General features: G+C 55.1%; 26 protein-coding genes. 22 read left to right on the top strand and 4 right to left on the bottom strand.

Going from position 1 to position 24,317, the window contains the following annotated elements; genetic code table 11:
* The first annotated feature begins 42 nt into the window (after positions 1–42).
* The 7 genes from R2K26_RS10305 to R2K26_RS10275 all read left to right on the top strand — a co-directional run bounded on the left by R2K26_RS10305 (position 43) and on the right by R2K26_RS10275 (position 5,750).
* On the top strand, positions 43–1,188 hold the full coding sequence (locus R2K26_RS10305) for a M20/M25/M40 family metallo-hydrolase (RefSeq protein ID WP_316520575.1): 1,146 nt from the start codon (positions 43–45) through the stop codon (positions 1,186–1,188).
* Between the two features lie 3 nt (positions 1,189–1,191).
* Positions 1,192–1,545, top strand: a complete 354-nt coding sequence (gene rbfA / locus R2K26_RS10300; RefSeq protein WP_176819602.1) for a 30S ribosome-binding factor RbfA — start codon at positions 1,192–1,194, stop codon at positions 1,543–1,545.
* A 70-nt stretch (positions 1,546–1,615) separates the two neighbouring features.
* The gene (locus R2K26_RS10295; protein WP_316520572.1) at positions 1,616–2,572 is read left to right on the top strand and encodes a DHH family phosphoesterase; all 957 of its coding nucleotides are present in this window, start codon (positions 1,616–1,618) and stop codon (positions 2,570–2,572) included.
* Between the two features lie 46 nt (positions 2,573–2,618).
* Entirely contained in the window at positions 2,619–3,452 is an 834-nt protein-coding gene (locus R2K26_RS10290) for a SagB/ThcOx family dehydrogenase (RefSeq protein ID WP_176819600.1), read from the top strand.
* A gap of 12 nt (positions 3,453–3,464) precedes the next feature.
* On the top strand, positions 3,465–4,370 hold the full coding sequence (gene truB, locus R2K26_RS10285; protein ID WP_316520570.1) for a tRNA pseudouridine(55) synthase TruB: 906 nt from the start codon (positions 3,465–3,467) through the stop codon (positions 4,368–4,370).
* A gap of 14 nt (positions 4,371–4,384) precedes the next feature.
* Positions 4,385–5,383, top strand: a complete 999-nt coding sequence (ribF, locus tag R2K26_RS10280) for a riboflavin biosynthesis protein RibF (RefSeq protein WP_316520568.1) — start codon at positions 4,385–4,387, stop codon at positions 5,381–5,383.
* The gene (locus R2K26_RS10275) at positions 5,316–5,750 is read left to right on the top strand and encodes a hypothetical protein (RefSeq protein ID WP_316520565.1); all 435 of its coding nucleotides are present in this window, start codon (positions 5,316–5,318) and stop codon (positions 5,748–5,750) included. The genes ribF and R2K26_RS10275 overlap by 68 nt, the downstream gene beginning before the upstream one ends.
* Before the next feature lie 59 nt (positions 5,751–5,809).
* On the opposite strand, the gene R2K26_RS10270 is transcribed toward R2K26_RS10275, so the two are convergent.
* Positions 5,810–6,664, bottom strand: coding sequence for a DegV family protein (locus R2K26_RS10270; RefSeq protein ID WP_316520563.1), 855 nt, complete (start codon positions 6,662–6,664; stop codon positions 5,810–5,812).
* A gap of 426 nt (positions 6,665–7,090) precedes the next feature.
* Between R2K26_RS10270 and rpsO the strand changes: the two genes are divergently transcribed.
* The 5 genes from rpsO to R2K26_RS10245 all read left to right on the top strand — a co-directional run bounded on the left by rpsO (position 7,091) and on the right by R2K26_RS10245 (position 12,861).
* On the top strand, positions 7,091–7,354 hold the full coding sequence (rpsO, locus tag R2K26_RS10265) for a 30S ribosomal protein S15 (protein WP_176819595.1): 264 nt from the start codon (positions 7,091–7,093) through the stop codon (positions 7,352–7,354).
* Between the two features lie 189 nt (positions 7,355–7,543).
* Positions 7,544–9,742, top strand: coding sequence for a polyribonucleotide nucleotidyltransferase (locus tag R2K26_RS10260; protein WP_316520554.1), 2,199 nt, complete (start codon positions 7,544–7,546; stop codon positions 9,740–9,742).
* 59 nt (positions 9,743–9,801) lie between these two features.
* A complete protein-coding gene (locus R2K26_RS10255; protein WP_316520551.1) occupies positions 9,802–10,695 on the top strand; it encodes an MBL fold metallo-hydrolase in 894 nt (297 codons plus the stop codon).
* A gap of 111 nt (positions 10,696–10,806) precedes the next feature.
* Complete coding sequence (gene proB / locus R2K26_RS10250; protein ID WP_316520548.1) at positions 10,807–11,595, top strand: glutamate 5-kinase; 789 nt, start codon at positions 10,807–10,809, stop codon at positions 11,593–11,595.
* A 24-nt stretch (positions 11,596–11,619) separates the two neighbouring features.
* Positions 11,620–12,861 (top strand): glutamate-5-semialdehyde dehydrogenase, encoded by a 1,242-nt coding sequence (locus R2K26_RS10245; RefSeq protein ID WP_316520545.1) that lies wholly within the window; start codon positions 11,620–11,622, stop codon positions 12,859–12,861.
* Here R2K26_RS10245 and R2K26_RS10240 read toward each other — a convergent pair.
* Genes R2K26_RS10240 through R2K26_RS10230 form a run of 3 tightly spaced genes read right to left on the bottom strand, consistent with a single transcriptional unit; the run spans position 12,854 to position 13,827 of the window.
* The gene (locus R2K26_RS10240) at positions 12,854–13,165 is read right to left on the bottom strand and encodes a hypothetical protein (protein ID WP_316520542.1); all 312 of its coding nucleotides are present in this window, start codon (positions 13,163–13,165) and stop codon (positions 12,854–12,856) included. The genes R2K26_RS10245 and R2K26_RS10240 overlap by 8 nt on opposite strands.
* Before the next feature lie 15 nt (positions 13,166–13,180).
* On the bottom strand, positions 13,181–13,573 hold the full coding sequence (locus tag R2K26_RS10235) for a hypothetical protein (protein ID WP_316520540.1): 393 nt from the start codon (positions 13,571–13,573) through the stop codon (positions 13,181–13,183).
* A 17-nt stretch (positions 13,574–13,590) separates the two neighbouring features.
* A complete protein-coding gene (locus tag R2K26_RS10230) occupies positions 13,591–13,827 on the bottom strand; it encodes a hypothetical protein (protein WP_316520538.1) in 237 nt (78 codons plus the stop codon).
* A gap of 99 nt (positions 13,828–13,926) precedes the next feature.
* Here R2K26_RS10230 and R2K26_RS10225 point away from each other — a divergent pair, with 99 nt between their 5' ends.
* From R2K26_RS10225 to R2K26_RS10180, 10 genes are all read left to right on the top strand, one after another.
* On the top strand, positions 13,927–14,397 hold the full coding sequence (locus R2K26_RS10225; protein WP_316520535.1) for a metallophosphoesterase: 471 nt from the start codon (positions 13,927–13,929) through the stop codon (positions 14,395–14,397).
* Positions 14,398–14,546: 149 nt separating this feature from the next.
* On the top strand, positions 14,547–16,250 hold the full coding sequence (locus tag R2K26_RS10220) for a phospho-sugar mutase (protein ID WP_316520533.1): 1,704 nt from the start codon (positions 14,547–14,549) through the stop codon (positions 16,248–16,250).
* 323 nt (positions 16,251–16,573) lie between these two features.
* Positions 16,574–17,746 (top strand): recombinase RecA, encoded by a 1,173-nt coding sequence (recA, locus tag R2K26_RS10215; RefSeq protein WP_176819585.1) that lies wholly within the window; start codon positions 16,574–16,576, stop codon positions 17,744–17,746.
* Positions 17,746–18,357 (top strand): regulatory protein RecX, encoded by a 612-nt coding sequence (locus R2K26_RS10210; RefSeq protein WP_316520530.1) that lies wholly within the window; start codon positions 17,746–17,748, stop codon positions 18,355–18,357. The genes recA and R2K26_RS10210 overlap by 1 nt, the downstream gene beginning before the upstream one ends.
* Positions 18,358–18,605: 248 nt before the next feature.
* Positions 18,606–19,928 (top strand): 30S ribosomal protein S12 methylthiotransferase RimO, encoded by a 1,323-nt coding sequence (gene rimO / locus R2K26_RS10205; RefSeq protein ID WP_316520528.1) that lies wholly within the window; start codon positions 18,606–18,608, stop codon positions 19,926–19,928.
* Positions 19,929–19,942: 14 nt separating this feature from the next.
* Positions 19,943–20,536 carry a CDP-diacylglycerol--glycerol-3-phosphate 3-phosphatidyltransferase gene (gene pgsA, locus R2K26_RS10200; protein ID WP_316520526.1) on the top strand — a complete coding sequence of 198 codons (594 nt, stop codon included), beginning with the start codon at positions 19,943–19,945 and terminating at the stop codon, positions 20,534–20,536.
* A gap of 50 nt (positions 20,537–20,586) precedes the next feature.
* On the top strand, positions 20,587–21,543 hold the full coding sequence (locus tag R2K26_RS10195; protein ID WP_316520523.1) for an NAD(P)H-dependent glycerol-3-phosphate dehydrogenase: 957 nt from the start codon (positions 20,587–20,589) through the stop codon (positions 21,541–21,543).
* Positions 21,533–22,003, top strand: a complete 471-nt coding sequence (locus tag R2K26_RS10190; RefSeq protein WP_316520520.1) for a GAF domain-containing protein — start codon at positions 21,533–21,535, stop codon at positions 22,001–22,003. Before R2K26_RS10195 ends, R2K26_RS10190 begins: the two co-directional genes overlap by 11 nt.
* Before the next feature lie 69 nt (positions 22,004–22,072).
* A complete protein-coding gene (locus R2K26_RS10185) occupies positions 22,073–22,597 on the top strand; it encodes a nitroreductase family protein (protein WP_176819579.1) in 525 nt (174 codons plus the stop codon).
* A gap of 335 nt (positions 22,598–22,932) precedes the next feature.
* On the top strand, positions 22,933–24,315 hold the full coding sequence (locus R2K26_RS10180; RefSeq protein ID WP_316520517.1) for an MATE family efflux transporter: 1,383 nt from the start codon (positions 22,933–22,935) through the stop codon (positions 24,313–24,315).
* Positions 24,316–24,317: the final 2 nt, after the last annotated feature.

The raw sequence follows: 24,317 nt of genomic DNA, 5'->3' as shown, positions 1-24,317 counted from the left end.
CCCCATCGCGGGACGCGGCTTTGCTTTAGAAAGGCATTTCCTATGAATTTGAACGAATACGTTCTCGCGAATCACCAAACGGCGCTGGAGCTGCTGCGCACGCTGTGCTTGATCCCGTCGCCGAGCCACCACGAAGAAAAGCGTGCCGCATTCTGCAAAGCGTGGCTTATGGACCATGGCGCGGAAAACGCTTTTATCGATGAAGCGAAAAACGTCATTTACGAATATAACGCCGAAAACGATGTGCCCGTCGCAATTTTCATGGCGCATATCGACACGGTTTTCCCGGAGTCTGTGCCCCTTGAACTGACCGAAAAGGACGGCAAGTGGTTCTGCCCCGCTGTGGGTGACGACACCGCGAATGTCGCTTTGCTTATGCTTATGGCGGCTTATGTCGCAAACGAAAAGCCGAAAACGAACGGCGGCATTGTATTTGTCATGAACTCGTGCGAGGAGGGTCTCGGTAACTTAAAAGGCAGCCGCGCTTTAAACGTACGGTACGGCAAGCGCATAGAGCAGGTCATTTCATTTGACGGCTACCTTGACGGCATCGTCGGCATGGCGGTCGGCTCTCTGCGCTACAAGGTCACAGTGAAGACCACGGGCGGTCACTCGTTTGCCGATTTCGGAAACGTAAACGCCATTGAGCGCCTTTCTGCCATCATCACGGAGCTCTATCAATACAAAGTTCCCGCAGGCAGCGCGAAAACGACATTCAACGTTGGTACAATCTCGGGCGGCACGACCGTCAACAGCATCGCGGCACAGGCGGAAATGCTGTACGAAATGCGCTCGGACGATTACGCGTGCCTTATGGATGCCAAGGCATATTTTGAGAAAATACTGGAAGAATTTAAAGCAGAGGGCGTAGACGTCACGGCAGAGCTGCTCGGCGAGCGCCCTTGCGGCAACAAAGAAAATCACGACCCGCGTCAGACCGCACTTTTAACACAGTGCGCGGACGCGGTGGAAAACCATTTCGGCACGCGCCCGGGCGTGTATGCCGGCTCCACAGACTGCAACATCCCGCTTGCAAACGGCATTCCTGCCGCGGCAATCGGTCTTTGCATCGGCGCCGGTGAGCACACACGCGGCGAGTGGATCGAAACAGAAAGTCTGAAGGCGGGCTTTAAAGTTGCAGCGGAGCTCATTTCCGCGCGCTTCCTGCCGGAAGAGAAAGGAGAATAAACGATGCCGAGTTATAAATTGGGCAGAACCACGGAGGATATCCGCCGTGAGGTTTCCGCTATTTTAAGAGAACTCAAGGATCCGCGCGTCAGCGGCTGCATGCTGAGTGTGGTGCGTGTGGAGGTCACAAACGACCTTTCCTACTGCACAGTGTATGTCAGCGCCATGGAGGGCATGGAGACGGCGGAAAATGCCGTTAAGGGTCTTAAAAGCGCCGCGGGCTATGTACGCCGCGAGCTCGGAAACCGCTTAAAGCTGCGCCATGTGCCGGAAATGATCTTTAAGGCGACGGATTCCATTGAGTACAGCGCCAACATTTCGCGCATTCTGCACGACCTTGAAAACGAGAAAAAATAAGCTTCCCGTAAAGATTCAAAGAAAGGAGTGCTTTTGGGCGTAATTTTCGCCCGAAAGCTTGGTCACGCTTATGGCAAATCTGGAGGATGCCGCACATTTCCTGCGCGGCGCAGACAAAATTTTGATCCTCAGCCACCGCTCGCCGGACGGCGATACGCTCGGCTGCGCTTCGGCGCTCAGCCGCGCACTCATCGCGCTCGGCAAATCGGTCATGTTCCGCTGTGCAGACCCCGTGCCGCCGAAATTCACATACCTTTTTGAGGGCATCGAATACGGCGAGTTCGAGCCGGAGCATATCGTGACGGTTGATGTGGCCGATAAAACGCTGCTCGGCTCTTTGGAGCCCTACGGCGACAAAACGGATTTTGCCATCGACCACCACGCGTCCTGCCGTCCGTTTGCCAAAGAAACGTGGGTAGAAGGCACCGCAGGCGCGGCGTGCGAGCTCATCGCGCGTTTGATTCCGGCGCTCGGCGCGGAGGTCACGCCGAAGATCGCGGACTGCCTTTATACGGGCATTTCCACCGATACGGGCTGCTTCCGCTACCCGAACGCTTCCGCAAACACGTACCGCATCGCGGCAGATCTTTTGGAGCACGGTGCGAACGCCGCGGAGATCAACCGCCTGATGTTTGATACCAAAAGCCGCGCTGCCGTAGCGCTGCTGAAACGCCTGTACGGCGACATGGAGTTCCACTGTGACGGTAAGTGCGCGGTGTTTAGCCTGACGAATGACGTCATCGCAGAGACCGGCGCTTCCGAAGACGATCTCGACGGCGTTTCCGCCATAGTGCGCCAGGTGGAGGGAGTTCTGCTGGGCTTTACGCTGCGCGAGCGCGAAGGGGGCGTTTGGAAGGTCTCCATGCGTGCCACGACCCCCGCGGACGCGTCCGTCGTCTGCACCAAATTCGGCGGCGGCGGGCACAAGGGTGCGGCAGGCTGCTCCCTTACGGGCGAGCTTGAAGACGTAAAAGCGCGCGTGGTAGCCGCCTGCGGCGAAGCCATCAAAGCGCTCGAAAATAAGTGAAAATCGGCAATTTAATTCAGCTGTAAATCAGCTGGGAGGAGTTCACATGAAAGAATTGACACCCGAAGAAATTCGCGCCATCACAGAAAGCCGACGTGGCTTTTTAAAGCAAGATGCAAGCGATGAGCCGGAGGGCTACAAGACCGACCAGCAGAAAATGCTGCCGCAGCCGCCGCTGACGAAAGCGCCGGTGAGCGATGCACGTATCGACCTGCCGCGCGATTTTAAGCCGCTCGGCCTTGAAAAAGACCTCTTAAACGTCATTTTCAACCGCTGCTCTTCCCGCGTTTATACGGAAGAGAACCTGTCCCTTTTGGAGCTTTCGTTTTTACTTTGGGCAACGCAGGGCGTAAAGGGTATCCGCGGCAAAAAGTATGCAACGCTGCGTACCGTGCCGTGCGGCGGCGCAAGACATCCGTTTGAAACATACCTGCTCGTGCGCCGTGTAGAGGGCTTAAAGCCCGGCAAATACCACTATCTGCCGCTCGAAAATCAGCTCGAGTATCTCGGTGAGGTGGAAAACATCGAAGACGTCATCGACAAGTCCCTGTGCGATCAGCACTGGGTGAAAAAGTCGAGCGTTGTGTTCTATTGGTCGTTCGTTCCGTACCGCACAGAGTGGCGCTACGGCATTTTCAGCCACAGAGGTTCCCTTGTTGATATGGGCCACGTGGGCGAAAACCTGTATCTTGCGTGCAGTGCTTTAAATCTCGGTACCTGCGGCATCGGTGCATACGACCAGAATTTGTGCGATACGCTGTTTGATTTGGACGGCGAAGAGGAATACATCATTTATACCGAGACCGTCGGCACCATCCGCGCAGAAGACAAAGACGCGGAAAAGGACTTCTACAAATTCGTGGAAGAGGCGGGCTGGTAATACGGAGGCAGCATGGAAGGCATCATCGTTTTGGATAAACCGCAGGACTTCACGTCGTTTGACGCCGTGGCGGTCGTGCGCGGGTTGACGCGCGAAAGGCGCATCGGCCACACGGGCACATTAGACCCCATGGCAACAGGCGTTCTGCCGCTTTTGCTCGGCCGCGCTACAAAAGCCGTGTCGCTTCTGCCGGAAACCGCAAAGACCTACGAAGCGTCTTTTCGGTTTGGCGAAGCGTATACCACCGGCGACGTGACCGGCGAAGTTATCAAAACGGATGAAACCCCCGTTTTAAGAGCTGCGCTCGAAACTGCACTGGAGTCTTTTCGCGGCGATATTTTACAGGTGCCGCCTATGTATTCCGCTGTCTCCGTCAACGGACAGAGATTATATAAGCTCGCGCGGCAGGGCATCGAAATAGAGCGCGAAGCGCGGCCCGTACATATTGCGGAGCTCACGCTGCTCGAATATAACGAGAATGAAAAAACCGGCAAGCTGCACGTCACGTGCTCGAAAGGCACGTATATCCGCACGCTGATCGAAGACATTGCCCAAAAATGCGGAACGGTCGGTGCCATGACGGCGCTCAGAAGAACAGCAGCGTGCGGCTTTACGCTCGCAGACGCCGTTTCGCTTGATACATTAAAGGCGATGAAAGAAAACGGGGAAAGCTTTGATGAAATTCTTCGCCCCGCGGAAAAGCTCTTTTCGATGCTCACTGCCGTGTCTGTCACACCGGCGCAGGCACAAAGATATTTAAACGGCGGTGCACTCACAATTTCGCGCTGCCGTGCACCGAAGATCGCCATGCCGGAGGGTACGCAGGTCGCGCTGTACGAAGACGGCGAGAAGTTCTTGGGACTCGCCCGCGCGGAAAACGGGGAATTCAAATACGTTAAGTCATTTTCAGAAAAATGAGAGGGAATCGGCACATGCACGTCATTCGCAATACGGAAGAAATACGAAAGTTCATCGGCGAGAAAAAAACGGCGGTCGCGCTCGGCGCGTTTGACGGCCTGCATATCGGGCATTATAAGGTCATTCGCACGGCGGTGGAAAGCGGGCTCACACCCGTTGTTTTCACGTTTCGGGATAACCCTGCGGAGTACCTTACAGGCACCTGCTGCTATCTCACCACCGTTGAGGAGCGCATGCGCATTTTGGAAAGCTGGGGCGTGGAGTATGTCATCATGCCGGATTTTGCGCAGGTCGCAGAGTGGCCCGCGGAGCGCTTTGCAAACCTTCTGCGCTTCGGTTTGAACGCGAAGCGCATCGCCTGCGGCGCGGATTTCCGCTTCGGTAAGTTCGCGGCGGGCGACACGGAGTGGCTGAAAAAGCTCTGCGAAGCCCACGGCGGCGAAATGCACGTCGTGCCCACAGTGGAATATAAAGGCGAGCGGGTCAGCGCTACGCGCATCCGTAAAGCGATTGAAAACGGCGAGATGGAAGACGTCACCGCCATGCTGGGCAGACCGTTCGGCTTCTGCTTTGAGGTCGTGCACGGCAACCACATCGGTCATACCATCGGCACGCCGACCATCAACCAGAATTTCCCGCCGCGCTTCGTGCTGCCGCGCTTCGGCGTGTACGCCTCCGCCGTGTATGTGGACGGCAAAACCTACTGCGGCGTGACGAATGTCGGCGTAAAGCCCACCGTCGGCTCCGACCACGCGCTTTCCGAAACCTGGATGCCCGATTTCACAGGCGGCGACCTGTACGGCAGAACACTGCGTCTGGAGCTTTTGAGCTTTGTCAGGGACGAAAAAAAGTTTCCCGATTTAGACGCGCTGAAAGCGGAGATCAGCCTGAACGAAAAAACCGCAAGAACGTTGTTTGAAGTGTTTGAAAAGGAGGTCCCCGCACATGCTCACCCAAATCGACATGAAAGAATGGGAAAAAACCTGCCGCGAAAAAACGGGACTCGGGTTTGAAACATTCAAAACCATCGCGCATTGCGATGCCGAAACGCTCGATGCGCTTTTGGAAGCCGCGTCGGGCAGCATAAAGGGAACCATGTATTTCGATTGGCTCATGGAGTACCTCTCTTTGGCGCAGAGCGGCAAAAATGCCGATGTAAAAACCGTCGTTGACGACATCGACGCCCTCGTCGAAATGCTGGGTATCACGCCGGAAGCGTTCGAGCGGTACTGCGATAAAACGACCGAAGACGTCAAAGCCGCGTTTCAAACGCCGCTCACCGAGCGCGAACAGCTGCTTTTCCGCTTTTTAAGCCTCAAAGGCCTGCTTGGCAGCCTCCATAACCGTGCCGCAAGCATTAAAATGCTTGAACATAAATAAGAAACCCCTCGCTGTGCTTCAAACGAACACAGCGAGGGGTTTGTATGTAAACGCAAAAATCACTCAAAATATTCAAAGCAGCCGAGCGCTTTTACGCCGGAGCTGACGTGGCAGCAAATGCTGATGGGGAGCTTGTAAAGCTCAATGCTGTTGTCATCAAAATACTTGCGTATTGTCTTGCGCCACTCGAGCGCGGGCTTGATGTCGCCGGAGTACGCCGCCGCAATGTGCACCTTTTTGCCCGCAAAACGCGTTTGCAGGTCTTTTTCGAGCGCCTTCAGCATCGTTTTTTCGGCGTTTGCCATGCCGCGCACCTTCGCGTAAGCGTCCAGCTTGCCGCCCTGAATCTGCAAAACGGGCTTGAGGCCCAGCAGCGTCGCGAGCGCCGCACCGGCCGGCGTCACACGGCCGCTCTTTTTTAAGAGCTCCAGTGTATTTACAGCAAGGTAAATGCTCGCGTTATATGCGGTGTTTTCAAGCTGCACGCAGATTTCGGCAGCGGTCAGACCCTTTTCGGCCAGCGTCAGCGCGTCCAGAACGGATTCGCGCTGCGTGATGGAAATGCGCTTGTTGTCCACAACGCATACGCGGCCGTTGTATTCCGCGGCGAGTGCCTTTGCAGTGTCGCAAGAGCCGCTCAGCGCCGAAGACATCGGAATGTGCACAACGGAATCGTGCGTCGCGAGCGCCTCCTCCCACATCGCCGTGAGGGATTCCGGCGAGGGCTGAGAGGTGGAGACCTCTGCACCGGCTTCCAGCATCTCAAAGAAGTGCTCATACGTGCAGGTGACGCCCTCAAAATACTCCGTGCCGTCTACGATGATCGGCATGGGCAGAAGATAAACGCCCAGCTTTTTCGCTTCCTCGCGGGTGATGCCGCTGTTTGTATCGGTAACAACTGCAATTTTGCTCATTAAAAATATCCTTTCTCCGGCGGAAAAACCTCCGCGCCCATAACGCCTTTTCGTGTCGTTTGTGTTCAGTCTTTCACGGGTAAACTTGCTTTTGCACGGTCGTTTCGATAATTAACTGTTTAATAGTATACGGATTTCAAAAGCTTGTCAAGATGCACAATGTCGAAAATGTCCGAGTTTCGCAAAAAAGGCAGGAAGAGCCGTGAAAAAGTCGGTTTTGGGCCGGACGTTTTCGTCATTTTGTACGGAACGAAAAATCTGCGCCGCAGAGGAAAAACCGCTTGCAAACTTTGAAGAATTATGCTATACTTTCAAAGTGCCCGTCCTCGGATCAGGGACTAACCCTTTTGGGAGACATCTCCGCAGGGATAACACCGACCCAGACCTGTGAGCGCGGCAAATATTTTAGAAAAGGTGGAAAACACAATGCTGAAGAGCGAAAAGACAGAGATCATCAAGAAGTATGCACGCCATGAGGGCGACACGGGTTCCCCGGAAGTTCAGATCGCCGTTCTCACCAAGAGAATCAACGACCTCACCGAGCACCTCCGTACCAACCAGAAGGATCATCACTCCCGCCGCGGCCTGCTGAAGATGGTCGGCCAGAGAAGAAGCCTTCTCAACTACCTCATTAAGGTTGACATCGAGCGTTACAGAGCAATCATTGCAGAACTCGGTATCCGTAAGTAATTTTTTGTCTTTTTTCAGCTGCGCGCGACCCGCGCAGCTGATTTAATATCTGCACAAAAGGATTCCAAGGGCTGTTTAGCAGTGAAACGGGCGCATACAGGTCGTAAAACACGTGTGCGTCGGTTTAATTGTTAAACGGTCTGCGGAGTCGGAAAATCCCGGCTTTCGGGGGGAAGGAAAATAACCTTTATGTTTGAAAATTTCAGAGTATTTGAAACGGAATTTGCCGGACGCCCGCTGAAGATCGAAACCGGTAAAATGGCACAGCTTGCAAACGGCGAGTGCCTTGTCCGTTACGGTGAGACCACCATCCACGTGGCAGCCACCGCTGCCGCAAAGCCGCGTGACGGCATCGACTTTTTCCCGCTTTCCGTTGACTTCGAGGAAAAGCTCTACTCCGTCGGCAAGATCCCGGGCTCTTTCTTAAAGCGTGAGGGTCGCCCGACCGATAAGGCGATTCTTGTCTGCCGTATGATCGACCGCCCCATCCGCCCGCTGTTCCCGAAGGACATGCGCAACGATGTTTCCATCGTCTGCACCGTCATGTCCGTTGACCCGGATTGCTCCCCGGAGATTGCCGCACTCGTCGGCACCAGCGTCGCGCTGTCCATCTCCGACATTCCGTGGGACGGCCCCATCAGCGGCGTTTCCGTCGGCCTCATCGACGGCGAGTTTATCATCAACCCGACGGCAGAGCAGAGAAAGCTCTCCCAGATGGCTGTTACCGTCGCTTCCACCGATGAGCGTATCGCAATGATCGAAGCCGGTGCAAACGAAGTGTCCGACGAGGATATGTTCAACGGCATTATGGCAGGCCATGCGGAAAACCAGAAAATCATTGAGTTCATCAAGGGTATCCAGAGGGAGATCGGCAAAGAGAAGTTCTCTTACCCGTCCAATAAGCCGGATCCGGAGATGTTTGAAGAAATCCGCGATTTCGCCATTGATGACGTGAAGGCCGCACTCGATACGGACGACAAGACCGTTCGCGACGAGGGACTCAAGCCTGTTTACGAAAAAGTGCACGAGCACTTCGACGAAATTTACCCCGATCAGGCGGCAAAGATCGACGAGTGCATGTATTTGACGCAGAAGTTCGTCGTGCGCCGCTGGCTGCTCGACGAGCAGAAGCGTGTTGACGGCAGAGGTATGGATGAGATCCGTCCGCTTGCCGCAGAAGTCGGTCTGCTGCCGCGCGTACACGGCTCCGGCATGTTCACCCGCGGCCAGACGCAGGTGCTTACCGTTGCAACGCTCGGCTCCACGCGTGACAACCAGCTCCTCGACGGCATCGACGACGAAGAGTCCAAGCGCTACATCCACCACTACAACTTCCCGTCCTATTCCGTAGGCGAGACGAAGCCCTCCAGAGGCCCGGGCAGACGTGAGGTCGGTCACGGCGCTCTGGCAGAGCGTGCACTTGTGCCGGTTATCCCGCCGGTTGAGGAGTTCCCGTACACCATCCGTCTGGTTTCCGAGGTGCTTTCCTCTAACGGTTCCACGTCTCAGGGCTCCATCTGCGGCTCTACGCTGGCGTTGATGGACGCAGGCGTGCCGATTAAAGCGCCGGTCGCCGGTATTTCCTGCGGCCTCATCACCGAGGGCAGCCGCTGGATGACCATGGTCGATATCCAGGGCCTTGAGGATTTCTTCGGCGATATGGACTTTAAGGTTGCCGGTACAAAGAAGGGCATCACCGCCATTCAGATGGACCTGAAGATTCACGGCCTCACGCCGGAAATCATCAAGGAAGCGTTTGCAAAGACGCACAAAGCAAGAAATTACATTCTGGACGAAGTTATGCTGCCGGTTATCGCAGAGCCGCGTCCCGAGCTTTCCAAATATGCACCGAAGATGCTGTCCACCATTGTGCCGGTCGATAAGATTCGCGAGGTCATCGGCTCCGGCGGTAAGGTCATTCAGAAGATTTGCGCCGAGTGCGACGTTACCATCGATATCGAGGATGACGGCCACTGCTATGTTGCGGGCATCGACATTGAGAAGTGCCGCCGCGCTATGGACATCATTGATACCATCGTCAACGACCCGGAGCCGGGCTCCTATTACAGCGGCCGCGTGACGAGAATCATGGACTTCGGCGCGTTTGTGGAGATTGCCCCGGGCAAGGAAGGCCTTGTGCATATCTCTCAGCTCGACATCAAGCGTACGGAGAACGTCACGGATGTCGTCAATGTCGGCGATATCGTGAAGGTCAAGGTGCTTGAAATCGACGATAAGGGCAGACTGAACCTCTCTCGCCGCGAAGCGCTGATCGACCTTGACGGTGCCGTGCCGGAGAACGTCCTGCCGGAGAAGCAGCCGCGCCGTGAGCGCAGCGACCGCCCGCGTGGAGATCGTCCGCGCCGCGACAGAAACGACAGACACTAAGTTCGATAACGGGGGACAAGCCGAGGCTTGTCCCTTTTTGTTTTCTAAACCAGAAAGGCATGATAAACGTGGAAACGAAACTTGTTTTACTCGGTACGGGAACACCAAACGCCTGCCCGTGGGCGAGTGGCCCGGCTTCCGCCGTCGTTGTCGACGGCCATGCGTACCTCGTCGATTTTGGCCCCGGCGTCGTAAGACGCGCAGCGGAAGCGTACCGCCGCGGCGAAGATGCCCTTAGACCCGATCTGCTCGATACCGCGTTCTGTACGCATTTGCATACCGACCATACCGCCGGGTTTGCAGACCTCATTTTCACCCCGTGGGTGCTGGAACGGGAAAAACCGCTGGGGGTCTTTGGCCCGAAAGGAATTCGAAATATGGCGCAGCATCTGCTCTCTGCCTATGCGGTCGATATCGATTTTCGCCTGCACGGCTTTGAGCGCGCGAACGAAAACGGCTATAAGGTGGAAGCGACAGAGATTGAACCGGGCGTCATTTACGAAGACGAACGTGTTACCGTGGAGGCGTTCACCGTCAGCCACGGCACACTCGAAAGCTACGGCTATAAGTTCACAACAAAAGACGGGAAGACCGTTGTCATCAGCGGCGATACTGCCCCGCTTGACATCGTCGCGGAAAAGGCCAAAAACTGCGATATTCTGCTGCACGAGGTCGAGTATGCCGCCGGCATTGCCGCGCGCGAACCGAAGTGGCAGAAATATCACCGCGAGGTGCATACGCTCAGCACGGACTTAGCTGAGGTTGCGAAAAAAGCGCAGCCAAAGCTGCTCGTCACCTACCACCGCATTTACCACATGAATATTCAGGATAACACCATTGATGTCGAAGCCGAAGCGCGCCGCCGCAGCGACCTCATTTTGCAGGAGATCCGCGATGCGGGCTACACGGGCAAGGTCGTAAACGGCGAAGACTTAGACGTTTTTAATGCCTGAGTTTTTGCAAAAAGGCTTTCTTTTTACGTTGTTTCCATGTATAATGGAGCAGAAAAGAGAATGGGGAAAGGACGTTTTTGCTGCGAATTTGCGGTGAAAACAAATAAAATCATGGATTTAAATACAGTAAAAACCGTTGTGGTGAAAATCGGCACCTCAACCTTGACATACGAAAACGGCAAAATGAACCTGCGCCGCATCGATAAGCTCTGCCGCACGCTGTGCGACCTGCAAAACGGCGGCCGTCGCATCGTGCTCGTTACGTCCGGCGCCATTGGCGTGGGTATGGGCAAGCTCGGATTGCCGGAGCGCCCGGACGACACCGCCAAAAAGCAGGCGCTTGCCGCCATCGGCCAGTGCGAGCTGATGTTTGCCTACGATAAATTCTTCGGCGAATATCATCAGAACGTCGCGCAGGTCTTGCTCACGGCAGATGTCACCTCGCAGCCCATCAGCCGCCGCAACGTGGAAAATACATTCCGTGAGCTGCTCGATATGAACGTCATTCCGATCGTCAACGAAAACGATACCGTTGCGGTCGATGAGCTCGAGGGCCGCAACTTCGGCGATAACGATACGCTTTCCGCCATCGTCGCAAGCATCATCAACGCAGACGTGCTGATGATCTTAACGGACATCGACGGCGTATACGACAAAAACCCGAAGGTCTACCCCGACGCAAAGCGTCTCAGCGTCATCGAGAAGATCGACGACGAGGTGCGTGCCATGGCGGGCGGGGCAGGCTCCGCACGCGGTACAGGCGGCATGGCGACGAAAATTCGCGCCGCAGAGATTGCAGGGCGTGCAAATATCCCGACATATATCCTCTCCGGCGAAGATCCGGAGAACCTCTACCGCATTTTCGACGGCGAGGACATCGGCACGGTGTTCATGCCGTAATTTACAGAAAGGGACACAACGCGTATGACAGAACTTCAAAAAATGGGTGCCGCAGCCCAAAAAGCCGCCGCCGTTCTGCGCACCGCGGGCGAAAAAAAGCGCACGGCATTAAACGCCGCCGCGGCTGCCCTGCGCGCGCGTCAGGCAGAAATTCTTGCCGCGAACGAAGAAGACCTTAAAGCCGCAAAAGAAAACGGCATGAGCGAAGCCATGCTCGACCGCTTGGCGCTCACGCCTGCCCGCATTGAGGGCATGGCAAAGGGCGTGGAAGACGTATCCGCCCAACGCGACCCCGTGGGCCGCATTTTAAGCGGCGAAACGAACCCCAAAGGGCTTAAAGTGGAAAAAATCACGGTGCCGATGGGTGTTATCGGCATCATTTACGAAGCGCGTCCGAACGTGACGAGCGACGCGGCTGCGCTGTGCCTTATGGCGGGCAGTGCCGTTATTCTGCGCGGCGGCAAGGAAGCGTTCCGCTCCAATAATGCCATCGCCGAGGTTCTGCGCGATGCGATAGAATCCGCCGGCCTCCCGCGCGACAGCGTTCAGCTTGTACAGGATACCTCCCGCGCGTCCAGCGTGGAGCTCATGGGCATGACGGAATACCTCGATTTGCTCATTCCGCGCGGCGGCGCAGGGCTTATCCGCGCCGTGGTGGAAAACGCCAAGGTACCGGTCATCGAGACCGGCGTCGGCAACTGCCACGTATATGTCGACAAAGACGCAGACATCGAAATGGCGGCGAATATCATTTTCAACGCGAAAACCTCCCGTCCGTCCGTCTGCAACGCCATCGAAACGATCTTGGTGCACAAGGACATTGCCGAAGCGGCGCTGCCCGTCATCTCAAATAAGCTCAAAGAGAAAAACGTAGAGCTGCGCGGCGATAAGCGCACATGCGAACTTCTGCCCGAAGCCAAACCCGCGACCGAAGCGGACTGGGCAACGGAATACCTCGATTATATCTTAGCCGTGCGCGTCGTAGACAGCCTTGACGCGGCTATCGCGCACATTGCGCAGTATTCTACCGGCCACAGCGAGTGCATCATCACCGAGAACCTCCGTGCGGCGGAGCGGTTCACGGCACAGGTCGATGCGGCGGCGGTCTATGTAAATGCGTCCACGCGCTTCACGGATGGCGGCGAACTTGGGCTCGGCGCGGAGATCGGCATCTCCACGCAGAAACTGCACGCCAGAGGCCCCATGGGCTTGAATGAGCTCGTTTCCTACAAATTCATCATCCGCGGCGACGGTCAGATCAGATAAGCAGATAAAAGAGCGCGAACAAAAGCTCCGCACTGCCGCCTTCGTTGTAAAGCAAAAGGAGGAGTGCAAGCAAAAGCGTGCGCTCCTTGTCTTTTAGCAGCGTATCGAGAGGAGAAAGAGGTCTATTCTGAGCAGCCTGAAATTCCTTCGGCATTTCAGTTGACGTTTCCGCATTTCCCTGCGGCGATTCCTCCGTTGGCTTTTCCGGCGGGGGCGGCGCGTTATGCGCCGAGCGCCCCTGCATTTCCCGCGCGCGGCGCAAGGCTTCTTCCACGGCGCGTGCGTCCGGCATGTTACTCGGCATTTTACTCCGCCTTTCTCAAAGAATATTCTGTAAAACGCCGCTCTCTTTCAAAAGCGGCAAAAGGTGCAAGAGCTTCAAAATTTTCGAGGCTTCATCCAGCTTTTTCTGCCGTGCTTCGCCGAGCAAAGGGCGCAGCGCCGCAAGCAATCGCGTGGAGTCATCCTCGCGGTTCGCGCTTGCCAAAAGCGGCGCGGCGCGCAAAAGCATCGCTGTCATCGGATCGCTGCTGTTTAGAGTGTTCAGCAAATTGAGCGGTGCGGCGGCCGCCGGTTTTTGCTGCACCGGCGGCGTAGCCGGGGCAGGGGCTTGCGGCGGATTCATGCCAAGCGAGTTCATCACGCCCTGCAGCTGCGCCATGCTTTGCGGGTCGTTTAAAATGGATTGTACGGCTGCGGCCAGGTCTTCCACCGCCGCTCACCTCCTTTCTATTTTTTGCCGCCGAGAGCCTCAAACAGTTTCTGCGCGGCGGGTGTGGAAAGCAGCTTTTTCGCGGCCTCCGGGTCGCTTAAAACGCGGTTTAGCTGCGAAGCCGCCGCGTTATTTTGACCGCCCGTAATGTTCTGCAGGTCGCCGTTTTCGGCGGCGGCGCGCAGCGCTTCCGGCGTGGTGTGCAGCCGTTTCGCCGCCAAAGTCAAAAGCGATTGCATTTCACGTTCGTTCATGGTAAACCCTCCCTTTAGGGAAACTTCCGTTTACAGTTTATGCGCGGCGCGAAAAAATGAGACCTCATCTGTGTTAAATTCAAAAGAAGGAGAATTTTCATGAAACTGCTGGTTTTTTCGGATTCCCACGGCATGCCGCTCTATATGCGTGAAACGCTCGAGAAGCACAGAGACGTGGATGCCGTCATTTTTCTCGGCGACGGGCAAAACGATTTTCAAATGATGCGCGCCCTGTTCCCGAATATCGCATTTTACTCCGTGCGCGGCAACTGTGACCTCGGCTGCGCAGACGTGCCGGTACGCGAAATTTTAGACCTTGACGGCGCTAAAATTTTCTGCACACACGGGCACCTTTACCATGTGAAATCAGGGCTCTATACCGTTGTGTGCGCCGCAAGGGAGGCGGGTGCGAATCTTTTGCTGTTCGGCCATACGCACGAGGCGCTCGAGACCTACGACGACGGACTGTATATCTTAAATCCCGGCTCCTGCTCGGGCTTTCGCGCGACCTGCGGACTGGTTGATATTTCGCCCGCCGGGATACTAACAAATATTTTACACATAAATTGACATGGAGAGACGCAATTTGTCATTGACATTGCACAGATAAAATGGTAATCTAATTATAGCGTGTAGGTGCGGGTCATCCGCATTTAACATAAGGCAGATACGTTTTTTCGCACTGCCGAAAATTTAAACCATGGAAGGAAGAATAGAGTATGACCGAGTATGAAAGATGGCTTAGCGTCGAACTGGACGATCCCGACTTGAAAGAAGAGCTGCTTTCCGTTAAGGATCAGCCCGAGGAGATAAACGACCGTTTTTACAGAGACCTTGCCTTCGGCACCGGCGGCCTTCGCGGTGTCATTGGCGCAGGCACGAATCGAATGAACGTCTACACGGTGCGCAAGGCGACACAGGGCCTTGCAAACTACCTGAATAAGCACAACACGGAGGGTAGGCCCCTTTCCGTTGCCATTGCACACGACAGCCGCAACAAGGGCGTGCTGTTCTCCAAAGAGTCCGCAGCGGTGCTCGCCGCAAACGGCATCAAGGCGTACCTCTACCCGCAACTCATGCCGACCCCGGCGCTGTCCTTCGCTGTGCGTCACCTGCACTGTGATGCAGGCATCTGCGTTACCGCAAGCCACAATCCGGCAAAGTACAACGGCTATAAGGCCTACGGCAACGACGGCTGTCAGGTAACGGAAGGCATGGCAGACGGCATTATGGCGGAGATCGAAGCGCTTGATATTTTCGCGGACGTGAAGAAAATCCCGTTTGAGGAGGCCCTTGCTTCCGGCAAGGCGGAATATATTGGCGTAGAGACCGTCAACGCGTTCATCGACGCGGTTTACGGCGTGAGCATCCTCGGTAAGCCGGCGGATAACCTCAAGCTCGTCTACACCCCGCTCAACGGCAGCGGCAAAATGTGCGTGCTGCGTATCCTCGACCGCATCGGCGTGAAGGATATCACCGTTGTGCCGGAGCAGAGCGAGCCGGACGGCAACTTCCCCACCTGCCCGTACCCGAACCCGGAAATCCGCGAAGCACTCCAGAAGGGCCTTGACCTCTGCAAGACCGTAAAGCCCGACCTGCTGCTCGCGACCGATCCGGACTGTGACCGCGTAGGCATCGCCGTCAACCAGCACGGCGAGTATGTGCTCATGACCGGCAACGAAGTGGGCATTCTGCTCCTGAACTTTATTGCACAGTGCAAAACGGAACTCGGCACCATGCCGAAGGACCCGGTCGCGGTCACGACGATTGTTTCCACCGATATGGTCAACGACATCGCGAAGGATTACGGCATTGAAATTCGCCGTACCCTTACCGGCTTTAAGTATATCGGCGACCAGATTGCGTTGCTTGAGAGCGAAGGCCACCCGGAGCGCTACCTGCTCGGCTTTGAAGAGAGCTACGGCTACCTCTCCGGCGGCTATGTGCGCGATAAGGACGCCGTGGACGGCAGCATGATCATCTGCGAAATGGCTTCCTACTACAAAGAAAAGGGCATGACGCTCGTCGATGCCATCAATGTTCTGTACGAAAAGTATGGCTACTACAAGAACGCCCTGTGCAACTTCGCGTTTGAGGGCGAAGACGGCATGAAGAAGATGAATTCCATCATGGATCATCTGCGCCACAACGCTCCGGCAGAGATTGCCGGTTTCAAGGTTGTCGGCGACAGCGACTATCAGCTTTCCGTGCGCACAGAGGGCGCGGAGAAGACGGAGATCACGCTTCCGAAGTCCAACGTACTCGAGTATCGTCTGGAGAACGGCAGCAAGCTCATCGTCCGCCCGTCCGGCACAGAGCCGAAGATCAAAATTTACCTCTCCGGCAAGGGTAAAACCGTCGCAGAGTCCGATGAGATCATCGCAAAAATGGAGAAAGCGGCAACCGAACTGCTCGGTCTGTAATTTCTACATAAGCTAAAAAAGGGCAGAGTTCCGGTTTTCTCCGGGGTTCTGCCCTTTTTGCGCAAAAAGATGTCCGCCGATATCCTGTGATGTCCTCTTAACTGTCGCTTTTTCGCTCATCTCAGCAAGAAAAGAAAATATGTTCGAGAAAACCGTTGCTTTTTTTCGACGGATTTAGTATAATAGAGGCAGTAAAAAAAGAGTTTCACCTTTGGAAACCACAGCCTTTTGAAAAAGGTTGGCGAAAACTTTAACCACGCTCGACGGAAACACAATCAATCAGGAACCATAACCCAAATTTCAAAAGAAGTGAGGATATAACCATGGCGAAGGAAAATAAAAGCCCCGTAAGCAAAAAAGTGGAGGACATCAAGCCCGAAGACAAGCGCAAAGCGCTTGAGACTGCGTTGACGCAGATTAAAAAGCAGTTCGGCGAGGGCGCTGTCATGCGCCTTGGCCAGAACAACGGCATGCACGTGGATGCGATCTCCACCGGCTCTCTTTCGCTGGACCTCGCGCTCGGCATCGGCGGTCTGCCGCGCGGCAGAATCATTGAGATCTACGGGCCGGAATCCTCCGGTAAGACCACCTTGGCGCTCCACTGCGTCGCCGAAGGCCAGAAAATGGGCGGCAACGCGGCGTTTATCGACGTGGAGCACGCACTTGACCCGGTCTATGCGTCCGCGCTCGGCGTAGACGTGGATTCTCTGCTCGTTTCGCAGCCGGATACCGGCGAACAGGCGCTCGAGATCACCGAGGCGCTCGTGCGCTCCAACGCCATCGATGTTATCGTTGTGGACTCCGTGGCAGCGCTCGTTCCGCGCGCGGAGATCGAGGGCGAAATGGGCGACAGCCACGTCGGCTTGCAGGCGCGTTTGATGTCGCAGGCGTTAAGAAAGCTTGCCGGTGCCATCTCGAAGTCAAACTGCGTCGCCATTTTCATCAACCAGCTGCGCGAAAAAGTCGGCGTTGTCTACGGCAATCCGGAGGTCACGCCGGGCGGCCGTGCGCTGAAATTCTACTCCTCCGTGCGTCTCGATGTGCGCAAGAAGGAGGTTTTGAAGAGCGGTACCGACATCATCGGCTCCCGCACAAAGGTCAAGGTTGTGAAAAACAAGGTTGCGCCGCCGTTCCGTGAGGTCGAATTCGACATCATGTACGGGCAGGGCATCTCGAAGGTCGGCGACCTGCTTGACCTTGCCGAAAGGCTCGAGATCGTGCAGAAGAGCGGCGCGTGGTTCTCCTACAACGGCACGCGTATCGGTCAGGGCCGCGACAACGCGAAGAACTTCCTGCGCGACAACCCGGATATTTTTGAGGAAATTTCCGAGCTCGTCCGTCAGAACGCGGATAAACTCTACGCAAAGTCCATCAAGGGCGGCAGTGCGCCGAAGCCCGTTGAAAAGGCCGAGGAGGAAGAATCCCCCGAGCAGGCGGAGAACACCCGCAAGAACGTGCAGGCGGACATCGACATCACGGTCGATGACGACGAATAATGAAGATTACGGACATCGCCCCGCGCCGCCACAGACTTTCGCAGCTTTATATTGACGGAGAAGCGGCGGTGAAGGTGGACACGGAAACGCTTTTGCGCTGCGGCATTTCTATCGGCGACGAGCTCGACGACGAGGAGCTGCACGCGCTTTTGCAGGCCTCCGCAAAGCACCGCGCCGAGGAAAAGGCGCTGTACCTTTTGGAGCACCGCGCCCACTCCAAAAAAGAGTTGGAAAATAAGATCACCCGCGCGGAATTTGACCGCGAGGCTGCCCGCAGCGCCGTGGAGCACATGGAAGAGCTGGGCTTACTAAATGACGAGGACTACGCCCGCCGCCTTGCAAACGAGCTTTTCACACGCAAAAGATTCGGCGCGCGCCGCGTAAAGCAGGAGCTGCGCCAAAAGGGCATTGACGACGCGCTCATCGCCGCGGTGATGGACGAGTTTTCCACAGAACGTTCGGAAACAGAGGAAAACATCCGCGCCATTTTGGAGCGAAAGTATCCCATGGCGCGCGAAGACGAAAAAGTGCGCCGCCGTGCCGTAGCCGCCTTGCAGCGCTACGGCTACGGTTTCGACGAGATCTTCTCTGTCTTAAATTCAGAAGAATGACCGTAAAACGGCGCTGCTTTGGTTGCAGGGCTGTTTTGTGCGTTGCGCGAGACGGACAGGGTGCGCAAAAAAGGCATGATTTCCGGGCGGCAAGCGTGTTTTTGCGCGTATAATTGTATGATTTTTGTGAACGGGCGGCATTTCGATTGAAAAGCCGCTCGTTTTCTGCTAAAATAGGTAGCGGCAAAACAGAAATTATATAAGGGCATGTCTAAGGCTTGGATATGCACCGAGAAAGGGTTATATACATGGCAATTAAAGTGGGAATGGTCAGCCTTGGCTGTGCCAAAAACCAGGTGGACGGCGAAATGCTGATGGCGAACCTGAAAAACGCGGGCTTTGAGTTGTGCGATGACGCTGCGCTTGCAGACGTTGCAATCGTGAATACCTGCGGCTTTATCGACAGCGCGAAGCAGGAATCTATCGATGAAATTCTGGAGCTTGCGACGCTGAAAAAAGAGGGCCGCATCAAGAAGATTGTGGTGACGGGATGTCTTGCGGAGCGCTACCGCGAGGAAATTCACAAAGAGCTGCCCGAGGTGGACGGCGTGTTCGGCATCGGCGCGAACGCGGACATTGCGGCGTGCATTGAAAGTGCAATGAATGATTTTACGGAGAGCTTTCCCGAAAAGAGCAAAATGCCGCTGTGCGGCGAGCGCGAGCTTTCGACCCCGAGCTATTTTGCGTATATCAAGATTGCAGAGGGCTGCGACAACAAATGTACTTACTGTGCGATTCCGATGATCCGCGGCGGCTACCGCAGCCGCACGATGGAGAGCATCGAGGAAGAAGCGCGCGGTCTCGTTGAAAACGGCGCGAAGGAGCTTATCCTCATTGCGCAGGACACGACCCGCTACGGCATTGACTTGTACGGCGAATATTCCCTTGCAAAGCTGATGCGCCGCCTGTGCAAAATTGACGGCCTCAAGTGGCTGCGCGTGCTCTATTGTTACCCGGACGCTTTGACGGATGAGCTTTTGGAGACGATGGCGGAGGAAGAGAAGATTGTGAAGTATATCGATCTGCCGCTGCAGCACGCTTCCGCACGCGTTTTAAAGCGCATGAACCGCACCGGCGACCGTGAGAGCCTGACGGCGCTGATGAAGAAAATCCGCGAGAAGATTCCGGGCGTGACGCTGCGCACAACGCTTATTACGGGTTTCCCGGGCGAGACGGAGGAGGAATTCACCGAGCTTGCGGAATTTGTGAAAGACATTGAATTTGAGCGCCTCGGTTGCTTTGCCTATTCGCAGGAGGAGGGCACGCCGGCGGCTTTGATGCCCGACCAGATCGACGACGAGGTGAAGAACCACCGCGCGGAGATCATCATGGAATCACAGATGAACATTATGGACCGCCTTGGCGAAAAGCAGGTTGGGGGGGACATCACCGTGTTGACGGAGGGCTTTGACCGCTACGCCGAATGCTGGTTCGGCCGCAGCGCCATGGACGCGCCGGACATTGACGGCAAGGTGTTTTTCTCTGCGGAAACGAAGCCGTACTACGGTGAAATGGTAACGGTGCACGTGGACGAGGCCATTGACGGCGACCTGTTCGGTACGCGCGTCTAAACGGGAGAACCGCTATGAATTTACCGAATAAACTGACGATACTGCGCATCATCTTAGTACCGTTTTTTGTGCTTTTCATGCTGCTTTCTGGCGACATATTCCCACACCGCAATTTAGTGGCGCTGGCAATTTTCGGCATTGCGTCGTACACCGATCACTTGGACGGCAAAATCGCGCGGCGCGATCACCTCATCACAAATTTCGGCAAGCTGATGGACCCCTTGGCCGATAAGATCATGGTGATGTCGGCGCTTGTCTGCTTTGTGGCGAACGGCATGACGAACACGGTATTTGTGCTCCTTATTATGGTCCGCGAATTTGCCGTGACGTCCATCCGCCTTATTGCGGTGGAGCAGGGCAGGGTGATCCCGGCGAACAACTGGGGCAAGGCGAAAACCGTGTCGCAGATTGTCGCAATCTGCATCGTGCTGTTGACGCAGTACATTCTCGACCTTGGCGCATACGGCATTTTGGCTTTGCCGACGGAGACGCTTTCTCCGATATTTACATGGGTAAATCTTGTCGTGATGGCGATTGCAACCTTGCTCGCCGTCGTTTCCGGCATCATTTACGCCAAAGACGCAAAAGATTTATTTACAGAGCTGTGATTTGAATTTCGCGCTTACATTACCCCTTTGGAAGGACCTTAGCATTCCCTATGAAAATTACCGTTATCGGCTGCGGCCGTTGGGGCACGTTTATCGCGTGGTACCTCGATAAGATCGGCCACAGTGTTTCCCTTTACGGGCGGAAAAGCTCTGCCCACATGCAAAAGCTCATCGAAACCCGTACGAACGGGCTTGTAGAGCTGCCCGAAACCTTACATTTGACAAATTCTTTGGACGCTGTGAAAGACAGCGACGTGATTGTAATCTCCGTCAACTCGCAGGGCCTGCGCGGCCTGATGCGCGAGCTTCAGCCGTTTGAGCTGAAAAATAAAATTTTCGTGCTGTGCATGAAAGGCGTGGAGATTGAAACCGGCATGCGGCTTTCCCAGGTGTGTGCCGCGGAGTGTGACAACTCGAACGCGGTCGCCGTTTGGGTTGGTCCCGGCCATGTACAGGAGTTTGCGGCTGGTGTGCCGAACTGCATGGTCATTGACAGCGACAGCGAAGACGCAAAAAAGACGCTGGTGGAATCATTCGGCAGCGACCTCATTCGCTTTTACTACGGACAGGACCTCATCGGCAATGAGATCGGTGCGGCGGCGAAGAATGTCGTCGGCATTGCTGCCGGTATGCTGGACGGCCTCGGGCTTTCGACGTTAAAAGGCGCTTTGATGGCGCGCGGCACGCGTGAGATTGCGCGGCTGATTGACGCTTTAGGCGGCAACGAGCTTTCGGCTTACGGGCTTTGTCACCTCGGCGACTACGAAGCGACGCTGTTTTCGCCGTATTCGCACAACCGCATGTTCGGCGAGAAGTTTGTGAAAAACGAGCCGTACACCGATTTGGCGGAGGGCTATTACGCCGTGGACGCGCTTTTGCGCCTTGGCAAGACGGTTTCAGCCGATTTACCGATTTGCCGCGCGGTATACAATGTGTTGTATAAAGGCGAAAATGCGCACGATGAAGTCAACGCTTTGTTTACAAGGAGTATAAAAAATGAGTTTTGAGCTTCAAGGCAGCGGGACGTATGAAGACGTCGTTTTGCAGGCGAAGGCACTCATTGAAGACGAGCCGGAGCTTGTGCCGAACATGGCGAACCTTTCGGCACTGTTGAATCTAACACTGAAAAACATCAACTGGGTGGGCTTTTACACGGTGCAGCCGGACGGTAATTTGCTGTTGGGGCCATTTCAGGGTAAACCGGCGTGCATCCGCATTAAAGCGGGGCGCGGCGTGTGCGGCACAGCGCTTGCGGAGAAGAAAACGCTGCGCGTAGCGGACGTGCACGCGTTCCCGGGGCATATTGCCTGCGACAGCGCGAGCCGTGCGGAGCTTGTGGTGCCGGTGATGAAAGACGGAAAAGTCTATGCTGTTTTGGATGTGGACAGCCCGTTTGAAAATCGCTTTACCGCAGAAGATGAGGCATTTTTAGAGAAAATCGCCGTGCTTTTGGCGGAGAAATTTTGAGTCAATAAGCGGATGACCGCTTAAAAATAAGGGTACAGACCCGAAAAATCAAAGAGAGGAAGCGTTTTTATGACGAATGAAGTGATTCAGAACATTTTGACCCGCTGCAGTGTCCGCGCGTATGACGACCGCCCGGTGGAGAGAGAAAAGATCGATACGCTTTTGCAGTGCGCTGTGCATGCACCGAGCGCGATGAACCGCCAGACATGGCATTTTTCTGCTGTTTTAAATCGCGAGAAAATCGCGAAGCTTGCGGCGGCTGTGGGCAAGGCGCTCGGCAACGAGAAGTACGACATGTATAAGCCCGCCGCGCTTATCATTCCGTCGAACGAGCTGATTGGCGACACGGGTATCACTTCCTGGGACAACGCTTGCGCGCTTGAAAATATCTTCCTCGCGGCGCATTCCATGGGGCTTGGTACTGTGTGGATCAACCAGCTTTCTGACACGTGCGACGTGCCTGAGGTGCGCGCCGTTTTGACGGAGTTCGGCGTGCCGGAGAACCACAAGGTATTCGGCATTGCGGCCATCGGTTATGCGGCAGCAGAAACGCCTGTGAAGGAGAAGAAATTCCCCGTTACGTATGTGGAGTAAAGAAAAGTAAAGTGAAAGCGCCTGCAAGGTTTGACCCTGCGGGCGCTTTTTAGTAACTAAAAAGTTTGCCTTTGTCGTTCCGTTTACCGAACAGCTTTCCGGCGGCGGAGTTGTCGACGAGTCACGCGCGAAAAGCTTTGCGTACGGTAGGATTGAAATATACGCGCCGGGAAACGGGTGCGGCTATCTCCTGAGATGTCAAATTAAAATCCTATTTCGTACTTTTATTTTTGTAACCGCTTGAAAAATGGGAGAAAAGGTGTTAGAATGGGCGTATGCGTGTTTAGAGCGCGGTTTAAGAATAGGCGTTATAGGGTATCAAAGGGGGAGGACATTTGGAAAAAACAAAAAACGGAATCACGGAAGGTGTTATTTGGAAACAGCTTTTGCTTTTCTTCTTTCCGATCTTGATCGGCACTTTTTTTCAGCAGTTGTATAACACGGTTGACACGATCATTGTCGGTCAGTTTGTCGGCACCGAGGCGTTGGCGGCTGTGGGCACGACGGGCACGGTCATCAACCTGCTTGTAGGCTTTTTTGTCGGCGTAGCTTCCGGCGCGACGGTCATTATTTCGCAATATTTCGGCGCAAACGACCGCGAAAATCTTTCTAAATCTGTCCACACGTCCATGGCGCTGGCGGTGGCGGGCGGCGTTGTCATTATGGTCATCGGCATTGTGACGGCGCGCCCGACAATGCTGGCGATGGGTGTGCCGGACGACATCATGGATGACGCGGTTTTGTACATGAACGTATATTATCTTGGCATCATCGGCAACCTGATTTATAATATCGGCACAGGTGTTCTGCGCGCCATCGGCGACAGCCGTATGCCGCTGTACGTTTTGATTGTGTGCTGCCTTGCAAACGTGGTACTCGATTTGTTGTTCGTGGTGGTGTTTCACTGGGGTGTGTTCGGTGTAGCGTTTGCGACGGTTTTATCGCAGCTGATCAGCGCCGTGCTTTTGATGATCCGCCTGATGGGCACGCAGGAAGCATACCGTGTGGAACTGCGCAAAATTCGCTTTCACAAGGACATTCTAAAGAATGTGGTCCGCATCGGCTTGCCGGCCGGCTTGCAGTCTGTGATGTATTCATTCTCGAATATCCTCATTCAGGCGAGCATCAACAGCTTTGGCACGACGGCTATCGCGGCCTGGGCGGCCATCGGCAAGATTGACGGCTTTATCTGGATGGTGATGAACGCGTTTGGCATTGCGGTGACGACATTTGCCGGGCAGAATTTCGGCGCACGCCAATATGACCGCATGAAGCGCTGCACGCGTGTGGGCCTTAGCATGTGCCTTGGTACGATCATCGCGCTTTCCGCGCTGCTGTTTATTTTCCGCTATCAGCTTTTGATGTTCTTTACGGGCGATGCGGAGGTTGTAAATATCGGTGCGCAGTTCTGTTTGGTATTGGCGCCGTCTTACTTTACGTTTGTTTTTATCGAGATTTTGTCCGGCGCGATTCGCGGTGCCGGCGAGGCTTTGCAGCCGATGCTTATCACCTGCATCGGCGTATGCGGTCTGCGCGTCGTGTGGATATTGCTTATGGTTCCATATTGGCACACGATGCAGATGGTCGCGATGAACTACCCGGTATCATGGGTCATCACGGCGGTGATCTTTGTTATTTATTATTTGCGAGGCAAGTGGCTTGACCGCTGCATCAAACGCGAGCACGACCCGCAGCATGGCACTGCGACGGAAGCGTAAAG

This window comes from Neglectibacter sp. CSJ-5 (assembly GCF_032490475.1).
In the GTDB taxonomy this organism is placed as follows: Bacteria; Bacillota; Clostridia; order Oscillospirales; family Acutalibacteraceae; genus Hominenteromicrobium; species Hominenteromicrobium mulieris.
This window is presented reverse-complemented; position numbering and strand designations above follow the sequence as displayed.

Excerpts from the sequence above, each read along its gene's own strand:
- R2K26_RS10305 (WP_316520575.1), top strand. The coding sequence starts at position 43 with ATGAATTTGAACGAATACGTTCTCGCGAATCACCAAACGGCGCTGGAG.
- rbfA (WP_176819602.1), top strand. The coding sequence starts at position 1,192 with ATGCCGAGTTATAAATTGGGCAGAACCACGGAGGATATCCGCCGTGAG.
- R2K26_RS10295 (WP_316520572.1), top strand. The coding sequence starts at position 1,616 with ATGGCAAATCTGGAGGATGCCGCACATTTCCTGCGCGGCGCAGACAAA.
- R2K26_RS10290 (WP_176819600.1), top strand. The coding sequence starts at position 2,619 with ATGAAAGAATTGACACCCGAAGAAATTCGCGCCATCACAGAAAGCCGA.
- truB (WP_316520570.1), top strand. The coding sequence starts at position 3,465 with ATGGAAGGCATCATCGTTTTGGATAAACCGCAGGACTTCACGTCGTTT.
- ribF (WP_316520568.1), top strand. The coding sequence starts at position 4,385 with ATGCACGTCATTCGCAATACGGAAGAAATACGAAAGTTCATCGGCGAG.
- R2K26_RS10275 (WP_316520565.1), top strand. The coding sequence starts at position 5,316 with ATGCTCACCCAAATCGACATGAAAGAATGGGAAAAAACCTGCCGCGAA.
- R2K26_RS10270 (WP_316520563.1), bottom strand. The coding sequence starts at position 6,664 with ATGAGCAAAATTGCAGTTGTTACCGATACAAACAGCGGCATCACCCGC.
- rpsO (WP_176819595.1), top strand. The coding sequence starts at position 7,091 with ATGCTGAAGAGCGAAAAGACAGAGATCATCAAGAAGTATGCACGCCAT.
- R2K26_RS10260 (WP_316520554.1), top strand. The coding sequence starts at position 7,544 with ATGTTTGAAAATTTCAGAGTATTTGAAACGGAATTTGCCGGACGCCCG.
- R2K26_RS10255 (WP_316520551.1), top strand. The coding sequence starts at position 9,802 with ATGATAAACGTGGAAACGAAACTTGTTTTACTCGGTACGGGAACACCA.
- proB (WP_316520548.1), top strand. The coding sequence starts at position 10,807 with ATGGATTTAAATACAGTAAAAACCGTTGTGGTGAAAATCGGCACCTCA.
- R2K26_RS10245 (WP_316520545.1), top strand. The coding sequence starts at position 11,620 with ATGACAGAACTTCAAAAAATGGGTGCCGCAGCCCAAAAAGCCGCCGCC.
- R2K26_RS10240 (WP_316520542.1), bottom strand. The coding sequence starts at position 13,165 with ATGCCGAGTAACATGCCGGACGCACGCGCCGTGGAAGAAGCCTTGCGC.
- R2K26_RS10230 (WP_316520538.1), bottom strand. The coding sequence starts at position 13,827 with ATGAACGAACGTGAAATGCAATCGCTTTTGACTTTGGCGGCGAAACGG.
- R2K26_RS10225 (WP_316520535.1), top strand. The coding sequence starts at position 13,927 with ATGAAACTGCTGGTTTTTTCGGATTCCCACGGCATGCCGCTCTATATG.
- R2K26_RS10220 (WP_316520533.1), top strand. The coding sequence starts at position 14,547 with ATGACCGAGTATGAAAGATGGCTTAGCGTCGAACTGGACGATCCCGAC.
- recA (WP_176819585.1), top strand. The coding sequence starts at position 16,574 with ATGGCGAAGGAAAATAAAAGCCCCGTAAGCAAAAAAGTGGAGGACATC.
- R2K26_RS10210 (WP_316520530.1), top strand. The coding sequence starts at position 17,746 with ATGAAGATTACGGACATCGCCCCGCGCCGCCACAGACTTTCGCAGCTT.
- rimO (WP_316520528.1), top strand. The coding sequence starts at position 18,606 with ATGGCAATTAAAGTGGGAATGGTCAGCCTTGGCTGTGCCAAAAACCAG.
- pgsA (WP_316520526.1), top strand. The coding sequence starts at position 19,943 with ATGAATTTACCGAATAAACTGACGATACTGCGCATCATCTTAGTACCG.
- R2K26_RS10195 (WP_316520523.1), top strand. The coding sequence starts at position 20,587 with ATGAAAATTACCGTTATCGGCTGCGGCCGTTGGGGCACGTTTATCGCG.
- R2K26_RS10190 (WP_316520520.1), top strand. The coding sequence starts at position 21,533 with ATGAGTTTTGAGCTTCAAGGCAGCGGGACGTATGAAGACGTCGTTTTG.
- R2K26_RS10185 (WP_176819579.1), top strand. The coding sequence starts at position 22,073 with ATGACGAATGAAGTGATTCAGAACATTTTGACCCGCTGCAGTGTCCGC.